The organism is Pseudomonas lundensis (assembly GCF_015377145.2).
Lineage (GTDB): Bacteria > Pseudomonadota > Gammaproteobacteria > Pseudomonadales > Pseudomonadaceae > Aquipseudomonas > Aquipseudomonas lundensis.
In genome coordinates, this window is sequence record NZ_CP062158.2 from 193,142 (window position 1) to 205,709 (window position 12,568).

At 59.0% G+C, this 12,568-nt stretch carries 12 protein-coding genes; 5 read left to right on the top strand and 7 right to left on the bottom strand.

Annotated features, from left to right (window positions below):
• Window positions 1-6: 6 nt before the first annotated feature.
• Both IF654_RS01145 and algB read right to left on the bottom strand, forming a co-directional pair.
• Window positions 7-1,794: an ATP-binding protein gene (locus IF654_RS01145; protein ID WP_094987307.1), complete on the bottom strand. Its 1,788-nt coding sequence runs from the start codon at window positions 1,792-1,794 to the stop codon at window positions 7-9.
• Between the two features lie 10 nt (window positions 1,795-1,804).
• Complete coding sequence (gene algB, locus IF654_RS01150) at window positions 1,805-3,151, bottom strand: sigma-54-dependent response regulator transcription factor AlgB (RefSeq protein ID WP_047278637.1); 1,347 nt, start codon at window positions 3,149-3,151, stop codon at window positions 1,805-1,807.
• Between the two features lie 436 nt (window positions 3,152-3,587).
• On the opposite strand from algB, the gene IF654_RS01155 reads away from it, so the two are divergent.
• The 5 genes from IF654_RS01155 to IF654_RS01175 all read left to right on the top strand — a co-directional run bounded on the left by IF654_RS01155 (window position 3,588) and on the right by IF654_RS01175 (window position 7,800).
• Complete coding sequence (locus IF654_RS01155) at window positions 3,588-3,872, top strand: hypothetical protein (protein ID WP_047278635.1); 285 nt, start codon at window positions 3,588-3,590, stop codon at window positions 3,870-3,872.
• A gap of 85 nt (window positions 3,873-3,957) precedes the next feature.
• Entirely contained in the window at window positions 3,958-4,122 is a 165-nt protein-coding gene (locus tag IF654_RS01160; protein WP_019828122.1) for a DUF1328 domain-containing protein, read from the top strand.
• Between the two features lie 2 nt (window positions 4,123-4,124).
• Window positions 4,125-4,589 carry an inhibitor of vertebrate lysozyme family protein gene (locus IF654_RS01165; RefSeq protein WP_047278632.1) on the top strand — a complete coding sequence of 155 codons (465 nt, stop codon included), beginning with the start codon at window positions 4,125-4,127 and terminating at the stop codon, window positions 4,587-4,589.
• A gap of 557 nt (window positions 4,590-5,146) precedes the next feature.
• Window positions 5,147-6,466, top strand: coding sequence for a glutamate/aspartate:proton symporter GltP (gene gltP / locus IF654_RS01170; protein WP_047278630.1), 1,320 nt, complete (start codon window positions 5,147-5,149; stop codon window positions 6,464-6,466).
• Window positions 6,467-6,570: 104 nt separating this feature from the next.
• Window positions 6,571-7,800, top strand: coding sequence for a nucleoside recognition domain-containing protein (locus IF654_RS01175; RefSeq protein WP_194862831.1), 1,230 nt, complete (start codon window positions 6,571-6,573; stop codon window positions 7,798-7,800).
• Window positions 7,801-7,866: 66 nt separating this feature from the next.
• On the opposite strand, the gene IF654_RS01180 is transcribed toward IF654_RS01175, so the two are convergent.
• Genes IF654_RS01180 through IF654_RS01200 form a run of 5 tightly spaced genes read right to left on the bottom strand, consistent with a single transcriptional unit; the run spans window position 7,867 to window position 12,485 of the window.
• Window positions 7,867-8,505 (bottom strand): ABC-type transport auxiliary lipoprotein family protein, encoded by a 639-nt coding sequence (locus IF654_RS01180; protein WP_047281527.1) that lies wholly within the window; start codon window positions 8,503-8,505, stop codon window positions 7,867-7,869.
• A complete protein-coding gene (locus IF654_RS01185; RefSeq protein ID WP_047278624.1) occupies window positions 8,502-9,440 on the bottom strand; it encodes an MlaD family protein in 939 nt (312 codons plus the stop codon). Before IF654_RS01185 ends, IF654_RS01180 begins: the two co-directional genes overlap by 4 nt.
• Window position 9,441: 1 nt before the next feature.
• Window positions 9,442-10,233: an ABC transporter ATP-binding protein gene (locus IF654_RS01190; protein ID WP_094987348.1), complete on the bottom strand. Its 792-nt coding sequence runs from the start codon at window positions 10,231-10,233 to the stop codon at window positions 9,442-9,444.
• An 8-nt stretch (window positions 10,234-10,241) separates the two neighbouring features.
• A complete protein-coding gene (locus tag IF654_RS01195; protein WP_047279204.1) occupies window positions 10,242-11,384 on the bottom strand; it encodes an ABC transporter permease in 1,143 nt (380 codons plus the stop codon).
• Window positions 11,385-11,441: 57 nt separating this feature from the next.
• A complete protein-coding gene (locus tag IF654_RS01200) occupies window positions 11,442-12,485 on the bottom strand; it encodes a DUF5924 family protein (RefSeq protein WP_047278620.1) in 1,044 nt (347 codons plus the stop codon).
• Between the last annotated feature and the right edge of the window lie 83 nt (window positions 12,486-12,568).

Sequence of the window (12,568 nt, forward strand, 5' to 3'; positions counted from 1 at the left end):
CCGCGCCTATAACGGCAGCGCCATATAGAACTGGGTGCCTTGGCCAGGACGCGAGTAGACGCCGATGCGTCCGCCGTGCAACTGCACAATCTCCTTGCACAACGCCAGCCCCAACCCTGCGCCGCCTTTTTTACGGCCGACTTGCACGAAGGGCTCGAAAATACGGCCTTGCTGGCTGTAGGCGATGCCTTCGCCATTGTCTTCGACGCTGATAATCACCCGCTCTCCATGGCGCCGCGCTTGCAGGCGGATTTGCCCGCCAATAGGGGTATGGCGCAAGGCGTTGTCTATCAGGTTGTCCAGCACGCGTTCCAATTGCGCCTGATCGGCATTGAGGCGCGGTAGTGGCGACTGCAGGTCGATCACAAACTCGACATCTTTGGCGTTGGCCCGGTCAGCAAATCGGGCTTGCGCGTGCTCCAGCATTTCCTGAAGGTCGCACGGTGCCAAGGTGAGTTTTTGCATGCCGTTCTGATAGCGGGAGAAGTTCAGCAGATCGTTTATAAGCTGCATCAGCCGCTGCATTTCTTCGTTGACCGTGTTCAGCAAGTCCGCTTCACGTGATTGCGGATCGAAATGCGCACGCTCCAGAAACAAACCGAACGCCATGTGCATGCCGGTCACCGGGGTCCGTAGCTCGTGAGAGGCGCGCAACACAAACTCGCTGCGAACCCGCTCGAACGCCCGCTGCTCGGTCACATCATGCAGCACCATCACCGCGCCCAGAATCGGGCCCTTGGGTTGGCTGACCGGGGTCAGGCTGTACGTCAGCAGGCGTGTTTCCCCCTCAATGTCGACGCTCAGGTCTTCCGGCAAGCGTTCCAGACTGCCGCCGCGTAATACGGTCAACAGTTGCTGATCCAGCTCCGGCCGCTGCAAGGCTTCGCCCAGCGGCTGGCCCAGACGGCCTTCGTCCCAGCCCAACTGACGCTGAGCGACAGGGTTCAGGTGTTCCAGACGGCCCTCTTGATCGATCATCAACAACCCGTCGTCAATGCTGTCGAGCACTGCCTGTAGCCGTTGTTGCCCGGCCAACAGTTCATCGACGTTGGTTGCCTGATGCTGGCGCAAGGCTTCGGCCATGATGCCGAAACGCCGCGTCAGCAGGTTCATCTCGGTGGCGGAAGACAGCGGCAAAACCACCTCGAAATTACCTTTACCGATGTTGTCGGCCGCTTTGGCCAGCGCCTCGATGGGCGCGCCAAAACGTCGGGCGATCCCGTGGGCAGTAATAAAGCCGATGATCAGCACCGCAACGCCCACCAGCCCCAGTACCGTGGCGATCACCATGGCCCGTTCACGCGCCTGCGCCTGTGCGGTGTTGATGGTTTCGAGCGCCTTGCGGTGTTCGTCAATCAGGCCGTTGCGCAGCGCATTGAAGCGGTTGGTGAGGTCATTGTTGTTGCTCAGGTTAAGACCCTGGCGATGCGTCTGATTGAACGCCTCCAGAAAGCTCACATAATCGACCCGCGCCTTGGCAAACCCACTGGTCAAATTATGCTTGCGCTCGTGTTCGATGCCTTCGTCGAGCAGTTTGAGGTACTGCTCCGATGAGGCCTTGAGTGCGGCCGCATCGGGTGTGTTGTGCAGCATCAGGATCAGTTGATCCCCCAAGGTCTGGCGCAGCTTGAGCCCCAGATCGAGGGTGATGAAGTTATTGCGGATCAACGCTTCCTGGGTTTTGGCCATTTGCATCACGCCGAACACGCCGAGCACCAACCCCATCAGCGCCACGGTAATCAGCGCTGAAATGCTCAAAAAAAGGCGTGTTCGAAGCTTGATAGCGAGTTTCATCGAAGATTACTCACAGGTTGTACTGCTTGCGTTTGCGATACAGCGTTGAGGCGTCAATACCGAGGGTTTTGGCAGCTTGATCGAGGGTGTCGCTGGTGGCCAGTACCGCGCCGATGTGCGCTTTCTCCAACTGGTCGAGGCTTAATGCAGCCCCGATACGCGGGGCGTTGGGCGTGGTTTGCTCGGCCATGCCCAAGTGGCTGACTTCAACGACTTCCTGCGGGCAAATGATGCTGGCGCGTTCTACAACGTTACGCAGTTCGCGGATATTGCCAGGCCATCGGTAATTGGCCAGTGCCTGACGCGCTTCTTCGCTGAAGCCGCGGGCGGGGCGTGCGTACTCTTTGACGAAACGCGCCAGAAAGCGGTCGGCCAGCGTCAGGATGTCTTCGCTGCGCTCGCGCAAGGGCGGCAAGTGCAACGTGATGACGTTCAGGCGATAGAGCAAGTCTTCGCGGAAGCGGCCATCGCGCACCATGTCCTCAAGGTTAAGGTTGGTGGCGGCCAGAATACGCACGTCAGCCCGGCGTGTGACCGGGTCACCGACGCGCTCATATTCTTTGTCTTGAATGAAGCGCAGCAGTTTTGGCTGTAACGCCAGTGGGAAGTCGCCGATTTCATCGAGGAACAATGTCCCGCCGTCGGCCTGATTGACGCGGCCCAGAGTGCTTTCGCTGGCGCCGGTGAACGCGCCTTTGGTGTGGCCGAACAACTCGCTTTCCATCAACTCGGCCGTTAATGACGGGCAGTTAATGGTGACGCAAGACTTCTTCGCCCGTTTGCTCCAGCCATGGATGGCACGCGCCAGTTCCCCTTTACCGGTGCCCGACTCGCCCAGAATCAGGATGTTGGCGTCGGTGCTGGCCACCTGGCGCGCGGTCTCCAGGACCACCATCATCGCCGGACTGTGGGAGTCCAGGCCGTCTTTAGGCTTGCGCACTTCCCCTTCCAGCGCCTCAAGGCGCGCCGACAACTGACGCACTTCCAACTGTTTGGCCGTGGCCAGTCGCAGTTGATCCGGGCTGCATGGCTTGACCAGATAATCTGCCGCGCCTGCTTGAATGGCGTCGACCGCGGTGTCTACAGCGGAATGAGCGGTGACGATAACCACGCGCATCCAGGGGGCTTGAACGCGCATTTGGGCCAGCACATCCAGGCCGTTGTCTTCGCCCAGGCGCAGGTCCAGAAAGCACAAATCGAACACTTGGCGTTGCAGCAGGGCTTCGGCCTGGGCGGCACTGTTGGCCGTGGCCACGGTGTACCCCTCGTCTTCGAGGCAGTAGCGGAATGTACGCAGGATGGCGGACTCATCGTCGACCAGCAGAATGCGGCCTTGGTGCTCTTTGGCTGACTCCATTTCCTACGTTCCTTAGTGAGTGATGTTGGTTAGTGTCGGAATCATCGGGCAAGTTGCATGATTTTTCACGAATGATTCAGAGGCTAGCAGGGTAGCCACTTGCCTGCATGCTGTAACTCACTGATTTAACGTGATTTTAAGCTCCGACGCCGGTCATCCCCTCTCACTAAAACAATTGCATTGTGCCATCCCTTCCCGGCCTGAGTGGAACTCGGCCTCAGTCCGTCGTGCAGAACGCCCGACCCAACCTCCGTGCATCGTGCAGGATGCTCGCTAGCGCATTTTGTTATCGCTTATAAATCATTGATTTATAAGGGTTTTGTGGTTGTTAAAAAGTTGGCATGCCGCCTGCAATAACCCCTGTAACGCAGTCTTGCAGCGGTTAACGCTGGCGGACTCAACCCAACAATGACCACCGAGTGGCAGGAGTCTGAGCATGAATCGTCTAGGTCTATCCCGCATTCGCGTTTCTTCGCTTCAGCTTCAGCAAGGCCTGTTCGCCAGCTTGGCGCTTCTGGTCACGTTGATCGGTGGTCAGCAACTCGTGCGTTTTGAGCAGGTTTCACCACCTGCCCAAACAGTTTTGCACCAACCCGCCCAGCAGACGCACTTCAGTGCGATCGGCTCGAGCGCCGAGGTGATCGCCGGCTACGCCCTGACGGCAGCCGATGAGACGCAAATCGCAAATACTGAAGTGCCGCAGGAACGTTGGGTGTTTTAAGTGTTCACAACCTTGAGACCCTTGCGGGCTTGAGGGGGCTGCATTGATACAGACACGCTTTCCCACAGTAATAAGGAGAATCACCATGTTGAGTTGGGCAATTACCTTTCTGATTATCGCCATCATCGCAGCCGTTCTGGGCTTTGGTGGTATCGCTGGCACCGCCACGGGTATCGCCAAGATTCTCTTTGTCGTGTTCCTGGTGATGTTCGTCGTGTCCTTCATCTTCGGTCGCCGCGGTCGAGGGTAACCATGTTTAGCCGATCCTTTAAGGCAATGGCCGCTGCCCTGCTCATGGGCAGCAGCGCCATGGTCATGGCCGCTAACGATGGCCAGACCCGTGCCAACGAACTGTTAAATGACCCTGCTTACCGCGATGCATGGCAAAAGGTCGTTAAAAAGGAAGAGCGCCTGCCGGAATGGGTGATGAACCTGTCGGGCAGTGCCGAGCAGATGAATGCGGTGACTGAAGACGGCGATGCTTACTTGGTCGGCCCGCTTTGCGAAACCGCCCAAACCTGCTTGAACAAGCGTCTTATCGTGGCGGTCAGCCTCGACAAGAAGGACGCTTACGCCATGTTGGTTGAAGTCCCGGCGGGTTTGCCGGCAGACAAGTCACCGACGCGTCATGCCGATTATCGATTCTTGGGTCAGCCTGATGTCGGTATGCAAGCACTGCTTAAAGAACAATTGAAGAAAGACCCTAACTGGTACTAACCCGTTGGGCAGTTTCTTCAGCTGTTGATCAGTGAAAAAACCAAGGTCATGCCTTGGTTTTTTTTCGTCTGAAAAATCTCTTTCTTATGCGTAAAACCTTCTCACGGCTCATTTTTTTCAAAACACATGTGGCTTGAGGCGCCTTTGCGAACGTCGACCTTTTATCGACTAATAGCAAAATGATCACTTCTCTATAACCGATTTATGTTGTCGGATATTTCTGAGGTCAGAACGTATTTTTGCTCGCCTCGCGGTGACAAAAAGACCTTGAAACAGCCGGTATGCGGCGGTTATGTCGTCTATTCTCTGTCTTTACGGCTCCATGCTTTTAAGGTCTTGTCGGACAATATCCATGCCGATTCGGCATAGGGTAGGCGTTTACGGCATTAGACGGCTTCCCCTTGCATGGGAATAGTTGCGCCTTTTTTCGCCTGCCGAAGAGCCTGATTGGCTCGATTTGGGCGACCTTCTACGGGGGGAGAGGTTTTGGATTTATGCGCTTCGCGGCGCTCTAGTCTGAGCCTCTTCCCGAGTCCACTTGAAGTAAGGGTAATGACATGAAGAAGGCAAAACTGAGCCTCGCCTGGCAGATCCTCATCGGTCTGGTCCTGGGTATTGCAATCGGCGCGCTGCTTAACCATTTCAGTGCTGAAAAGGCCTGGTGGATCAGCAACGTCTTGCAACCCGCTGGCGATATCTTTATCCGTCTGATCAAGATGATCGTAATCCCAATCGTGATTTCTTCACTGGTTGTCGGGATTGCAGGCGTGGGGGATGCGAAGAAACTCGGTCGCATCGGGCTTAAAACCATCATCTACTTCGAGGTGGTGACCACCATCGCGATCGTGGTCGGCCTGCTACTGGCCAACCTGTTCCACCCGGGCGCCGGCATCGACATGAGCACCCTGGGCACGGTCGATATCTCCAAATATCAAGCGACGGCCGCAGAAGTTCAGCACGAACATGCGTTCATCGAAACCATCCTCAACCTGATCCCATCGAACATTTTCGCGGCCATGGCTCGCGGTGAAATGCTGCCGATCATCTTCTTCTCGGTGCTGTTCGGTCTTGGTTTGTCGAGCCTGAACGCCGAGCTGCGCGACCCGCTGGTGAAAACCTTCCAGGGCGTGTCCGAGTCGATGTTCAAAGTGACTCACATGATCATGAACTACGCGCCAATCGGTGTGTTTGCGCTGATCGCCGTGACCGTCGCCAACTTCGGTTTTGCCTCGCTGCTGCCACTGGCCAAGCTGGTGGTGCTGGTGTACGCCGCCATCCTGTTCTTCGGCTTCGTGGTACTGGGCCTGATCGCCAAGATGTTTGGTTTCTCCGTCATCAAGCTGATGCGCATCTTCAAGGATGAGCTGGTACTGGCTTACTCCACCGCCAGCTCGGAAACCGTGTTGCCGCGTGTGATCGAGAAAATGGAAGCCTACGGTTGCCCGAAAGCGATCTGCAGCTTCGTGGTGCCAACCGGTTACTCGTTCAACCTCGACGGTTCGACCCTGTACCAGAGCATCGCGGCGATCTTCATTGCCCAGCTGTACGGCATTGACCTGTCGATCAGCCAGCAACTGCTGCTGGTCCTGACCCTGATGGTGACCTCCAAAGGCATCGCCGGTGTGCCGGGCGTATCCTTCGTGGTGCTGCTGGCGACACTGGGCAGCGTCGGTATCCCGCTCGAAGGTCTGGCCTTCATCGCCGGTGTTGACCGCATCATGGACATGGCCCGTACGGCCCTGAACGTGATCGGTAACGCCCTGGCGGTACTGGTGATCTCGCGTTGGGAAGGCATGTACGACGATGCCAAGGGCCAGCGCTACTGGAACTCGCTGCCGCACTGGCGCAGCAAGCAAGCCCTGCCAAAAGGCGAATAATCGCCCCGCGCATGCTTGAACCGCCAAACCCCGGACTTGTCCGGGGTTTGTTGTTTTCGGGGGTTGGCCGCTATCATTCGCCGCATCTTTGAGGAGTGCTTTTGATGCTTAACGGCCTATGGCTCAGCTTTTTCGTCGTCGCGACCGTGTCCGCACTCGCCCAATGGCTAGTGGGTGGCAATGCCGGGATCTTCGCCGCGATAGTCGAAAGCATTTTCGCCATGGCCAAGCTCTCGGTTGAGGTGATGATTCTGCTGTTCGGCACCCTGACCCTGTGGCTGGGGTTTCTGCGCATCGCCGAGAAGGCCGGGATCGTGAACTGGCTGGGCAGGGCGCTGGGGCCGTTGTTCAAGCGCCTGATGCCCGAAGTGCCGCCCGGCCACCCGGCGCTGGGGTTTATTACCCTGAACTTCGCCGCCAACGGACTGGGCCTGGACAACGCTGCGACGCCGATCGGTTTGAAAGCGATGCGCGCCCTGCAAGAGCTCAACCCCAACCTGACCAGTGCCAGTAATGCGCAAATCCTGTTTCTGGTGCTCAATGCCTCGTCCTTGACGCTTCTGCCCGTCACCATCTTCATGTACCGCGCCCAGCAGGGCGCTGCTGACCCGACGCTGGTGTTTCTGCCTATCTTGCTGGCAACCAGCGCTTCAACCCTCGTAGGGCTGCTCTCAGTGGCCTTCATGCAGCGTTTGCGCCTGTGGGACCCGGTCGTGTTGGCGTACTTGCTACCGGGCGCGCTGATTCTGGGCGGGTTCATGGCCTTGCTGGCAGGCTTGTCTGCCACGGCGCTGGCCAGTTTGTCGTCCCTCCTTGGCAACCTGACCCTCTTCGGGCTGATCATGATCTTTTTGATTATCGGCGCGCTGCGTAAGGTCAAGGTGTATGAGGCGTTTGTCGAAGGCGCCAAAGAAGGCTTCGACGTGGCCAAGAACCTGCTTCCCTACTTGGTGGCCATGCTCTGTGCCGTCGGCGTGCTGCGGGCTTCGGGGGCGTTGGACTTCGGCCTGGACGGTATTCGCCATGCGGTGCAATGGCTGGGTTGGGACACGCGTTTTGTCGACGCCCTGCCCACCGCGATGGTCAAGCCCTTCTCGGGCAGTGCGGCGCGGGCGTTGTTGATCGAAACCATGCAGAGCCAGGGGGTCGACAGCTTCCCGGCGCTGGTGGCGGCGACGGTGCAGGGCAGTACCGAAACGACGTTCTATGTACTGGCGGTGTACTTCGGTGCGGTCGGTATCCAGCGCGCCCGCCACGCCGTGGGTTGCGCGTTGCTGGCGGAGTTCTCGGGCGTAGTGGCGGCCATTGGTGTGTGTTACTGGTTCTTCGGTTAAGGCCAACGGGCTGTCGTCGCCGCGTCCCCCGGTAATGTCCAGCCAGGGGCGCGCTTGCGTTGTCGACTAAGGGGCGATGACGCGTTGCGCCTGGCCCTGTTGCATTACCCACTGCACCACTTGAGGCATCAGTGCATCGGTTGCTTGGCCAAACCCTGCCACCACGCCTGGCACCATCGGATTACTCAGGGGCTGGCGCGTTTCAAAGCGGCGAGACGCGATCACCCGTTGGTCGCTGGTGCGCACCAGACGCGCGTTGTACTGAACCAGCACTTCAGGGTTTTTGCCGTTGTAATGGGTCTGAAAGGCCAATAACTCGCCGCCCAATTCGTAGTCCGCCTGCAGGTTGCTGTCGTCCGTGCTCAACCCCTGAATCCGCCCGTCCTGCAAGAACGCGTCCAGCAAGCGATTACGCAACAGGACCGGCGCCGGGTCGCTCCAACGTGCGCCTTTGTAGTTGCTGATCAGGTTGCCTTGCGGCACGACGGCGATGTTCTGGCTGTTCAGTGCATTGCTGGCCATCGGCTTGTCGAGCCGCAGCGACCATGTCACCGGCGCGCTGCGGCTGGCAGCCACCGGCGTTTGCGCATAGGGCAACCAGTACACGTCCACTTGCTCGGGCTTGGGCAAGATCGAGCAAGCGCTGAGCAGGCTCAGGCTTGCGGCCAATACGATTGAACCTGCCAGGCGATACGTGCGACTCATGGCGTGAATTCCTTGTTCTGTTCGCGGCCCAGCAAGTAACCGCTTGGATTGGCCTCAAGCCGCCGCGAAATGCCGCGCAGCGTGCTCAGGGTTTCGCGCAGCTCATTGACGGCCGGGCCCAGTTGATTGAGGCCTTGCATGCCGTTGTTCAGCGACTCTTCGTTATTGCTGAGCAAGGTGTTGATGGTGGCCGCGCTTTGCTCCAGCGACTGCATCGCCTGCTCGGCGCTGCCGAACATCTGCTTGCCCTGGGTGTTGAGCAGGCCATTGGCATTGCGCATCAGCGCCGTGGTTTGCTCCAGCGTGATACTCGCCTGTTTGCCGACCTGCGCCAGTTGCTTAAGCGTCTGGGAGATATCCCCGCGCTGGCCGGCAATGGCGTTGGTGGTTTGCTCAAGGTTGTTCAGGGTTTTACCCACGCGGTCGACGTTTTCATGGGAGAACAGTCGATTGGCGTTGTGCAGCAGCATGTTGACGTTGGCCATCACGTCCGAGCCGTCGGTCAGCAGGCGCGCGATAGGCGAGGGCGAGGCCACGATTTCCGGCAATTTGCCGTCTTTGCCTTTGAGTGGCGGGCTGTTCGGGTCGCCGCCGCTGAGCTGGATGATGGACGTGCCCGTCACACCGGTCAGCGCCAGTTTGGCCTTGGTGTCGACTTTGACCGGGGTATTGGCCGCGAGGCGGATGCGCGCCAGCACTCGGCGCGGGTCCTTGTCGTCGAGCCGCAACTCAATCACATCACCGACCTTGATCCCGTTGTATTGCACCGAGCTGCCCTTGGACAAACCGCTGACAGCCTCGTTGAACACCACTTCGTAGTCTTTGAAGGTGCTGTCCATGCTGGCCTTGGCCAACCACAGCCCAAACAGCATGGCACCGACGATGACCAGCACGGTGAACAAGCCAATCAATACATGATGGGCGCGGGTTTCCATGTCATTGCTCCTTACGCTGGGTTGCCGCTTCGTACGCGGCGCGGCCACGAGGGCCATGGAAATACTCATGAATCCACGGGTCGTCGTAGTCTTCGACCTGCTTGATCGGTTCGGCCACCAACACGCGTTTCTGTGACAGCACCGCCACCCGGTCGGTGATGGTGTAAAGCGTATCGAGGTCGTGGGTGACCAGGAACACGCTCAAACCTAGCGCATCGCGCAGGGTCAGAATCAATTGGTCGAACGCCGCCGCCCCAATCGGGTCGAGCCCGGCAGTCGGCTCGTCGAGAAACAGGATGTCCGGGTCCAGCGCCAGGGCACGGGCCAGCGCGGCCCGCTTGACCATGCCGCCGGACAGCGACGACGGGTACTTATCGGCCGACGACAGCGGCAGCCCGGCCAGGGCCAGTTTCACCAGCGCCAGATGCTCGGCGTCCGGGCGGCTCAGGCCTGCGTGTTCGATCAGTGGCAAGGCAATGTTTTCGGTCACTGTCAGCGATGAAAACAGCGCGCCTTGTTGAAACAGCACGCCAAAGCGTCGTTCGACCCGTGAGCGCTGTTCTTCCGGCAAACTCATCAAGTCTTGACCGAACACGCGGACTTCACCTTCATTGGGCCGCCGCAGGCCGACAATGCTGCGTAACAGCACGGATTTACCCGTGCCCGAGCCGCCCACCACCCCCAATATCTCGCCCTTGTACACATCCAGATCGAGGTGCTCGTGCACGGTCTGGCTGCCGAAGCGATTGCACAGGCCGCGCACTTCAATCACCGCCTCGCGGTCGTTTGGCACAGAAGCACTCACCAGCCCATCTCCATGAAAAACAGCGCCGCCACGGCATCGAGCACGATCACGATAAAGATCGACTGCACCACGCTGGAGGTCGTGTGTTCGCCCACCGATTCAGCACTGCCCGCCACCTTGAAGCCTTCAAGGCAGCCAACGGCGGCGATCAGGAAGGCGAAAAAGGGCGCTTTGACCATGCCCACCAAAAAGTGCTGCACGCCGATGTCCGAGTGCAGCAGCGAGATGAACATGTCGGGCGAGATGCCCAGCGACACGATGCACACCACGGCGCCGCCCAGAATCCCGGCCATCATGGCCAGGAACGTGAGCAGCGGCAGCGCGATCAGCAGCGCCAGGACGCGCGGCAACACCAGCAAATCCATGGGGTCGAGGCCCAGGGTGCGGATGGCGTCGATCTCTTCGTTGGCTTTCATCGAACCGATTTGTGCCGTGAACGCACTCGCGGTGCGGCCGGCGAGCAGGATGGCGGTCAACAACACGCCAAATTCCCGCAAGAAGGAAAACGCCACCAGATCGACGGTGAAAATACCCGCGCCGAAGTTGGCCAGCACCGTCGCGCCAAGGAACGCCACCACCGCGCCCACCATGAAGGTCAGCAACACCACAATCGGGGCCGCGTTCAAACCGATCTGTTCGATATGCGCCACCACCGGGGTGATGCGCCATTGCTTGGGGCGAAACAGGTTACGGGCCAGGGTTTGCAGGATCAGGCCGATGAACCCCAGCAGTTTCAGCGAGTCTTGCCACAGCTTGTCGACGGCGCAGCCAATGCGGCTAAGCACCTGAATGCCGGTGTTCTCCTCGGGGGCCTTGGTCGGCACGCAGAAGTCGCGCATCGAGGAATAGACCGTTTGCAACAAGGCACGGTCGGCAGCAGGGAGTCTGGAGGTGGTGTCGGCCAGTTGGCTGACACGTTCGGCGCCCAGCAGCTCGACCAGCAGCGAAGCGCCTGCCGTATCGAGGCGGGTCACGTCATCGAGGTCAACGTGGGTGCTGTCGTCGTACTTGCCAGCCAACTGCGCGTTGAGTTGCTTGAGGCGTGCGTAATTGGCCAGCGTCCAGTCGCCACTGATGTGGAGCCGGGCCGGTTTACTCGAAGTGTCTAATTGGGCGTCGCCAGCCTTAGCAGTAATAATCGTCGGCTCCAAGCTCGGTTCGCGAATACGTAGACCATAGGTAATAGCACAATCCGGTCAGTTTGCCTGACGGGACGCCGAAGACGATTGATCTGCGTCGGTAACCCGGAAGCGCAGCACGCCAATCATTTGCCCGTCTTCCGTCAACACCCGCACTTGCCAGCGGCCGACAGGATTGGGCGGGAAGTTCTGTTTGTGGGTCCAGGCGCGGTAGCCTTCCTGGCGTCCGCCTTTGATGTCCAGCGCGATGCGGTCCACTTCCTGGCCGTTGAGCTTCCACACGTGATAAATCCGTTCATTCAAGCCCCGTGGCGCATTGATCGCGGTGTAGGCGTACAGACCCCGCGCACGCAGCTCATTGACGTCGATGCGCTTGAGGCTCTCGCCCGGCGTGCGGTCTTGTAATTGCGTGGTCACGGCCACTTCCGTCATCCACAAGGTGGCGGGCGGCACCCATGAACGCAGCAGCCACCCCGTGCCGCCGAGGGCAATGACCATCAACGGCAGCAACAGCCAGCCGCGCATGGTCTTGAGCGGCAAACTCACGGCCAGGCTGGGGATGGACAGCACCACAGCGGCACCCAGCGCCAGCATGTAGCTTTGCGAAGTGGTGAGGTTGAGGATGATCGGCAGTGCGGTCAGCAGCGCCGCGAACAGCGCCAGCGTGTGAACGGCCAAAAACAGCCAGCGCTTGGGCGCCAACCATTTGTAATAGAGCGGGTCGGTGATGGTCACCAGCGCAGTTGCACCGAGCAGCCCGGTGAACACCAGCTGGCCACTGTTCCAGGTGGTGGTGACAAAGAAAAACGGCAAGACGAAAAACAGGCTTTCCTGATGGATCATCTGCGTGGCGTAACGCAGCAGCGGCGGGGGGATTTCGCGTTTGAACACCCGCATAAACAGCTGCGTGAAGGTGTTTTCCAGCATCAGCCAGACCCAGCTCACCAGCAAAATCACCGCGATCCAGCGGGCCATGCCTTGCTGGCGATCAACCAGAATGAAACTGCCCACACCCGAGCAGAAGCCGAACAGCGCAATCAGCCCCGGATAGCGCTTCATCAATTCAATGACGCGCTGTAAGTAGTGGTTCCAGTTTGGCATGCGGCGGGTTCACATTCTGTATAGGAAAAATCCTCGACAGAATAACGTTTAAGTACTGCTGGCGCCTGAGAGATTGTGCGCCC

Bases quoted from the DNA above. Each gene is read 5' to 3' on its own strand.
- IF654_RS01160 (WP_019828122.1), top strand. From the start codon at position 3,958: ATGTTGAGTTGGGCAATTACCTTTCTGATTATCGCCATCATCGCAGCC.
- IF654_RS01180 (WP_047281527.1), bottom strand. From the start codon at position 8,505: ATGAGTCGCACGTATCGCCTGGCAGGTTCAATCGTATTGGCCGCAAGC.
- IF654_RS01175 (WP_194862831.1), top strand. From the start codon at position 6,571: ATGCTTAACGGCCTATGGCTCAGCTTTTTCGTCGTCGCGACCGTGTCC.
- IF654_RS01145 (WP_094987307.1), bottom strand. From the start codon at position 1,794: ATGAAACTCGCTATCAAGCTTCGAACACGCCTTTTTTTGAGCATTTCA.
- IF654_RS01200 (WP_047278620.1), bottom strand. From the start codon at position 12,485: ATGCCAAACTGGAACCACTACTTACAGCGCGTCATTGAATTGATGAAG.
- IF654_RS01165 (WP_047278632.1), top strand. From the start codon at position 4,125: ATGTTTAGCCGATCCTTTAAGGCAATGGCCGCTGCCCTGCTCATGGGC.
- IF654_RS01155 (WP_047278635.1), top strand. From the start codon at position 3,588: ATGAATCGTCTAGGTCTATCCCGCATTCGCGTTTCTTCGCTTCAGCTT.
- algB (WP_047278637.1), bottom strand. From the start codon at position 3,151: ATGGAGTCAGCCAAAGAGCACCAAGGCCGCATTCTGCTGGTCGACGAT.
- IF654_RS01185 (WP_047278624.1), bottom strand. From the start codon at position 9,440: ATGGAAACCCGCGCCCATCATGTATTGATTGGCTTGTTCACCGTGCTG.
- gltP (WP_047278630.1), top strand. From the start codon at position 5,147: ATGAAGAAGGCAAAACTGAGCCTCGCCTGGCAGATCCTCATCGGTCTG.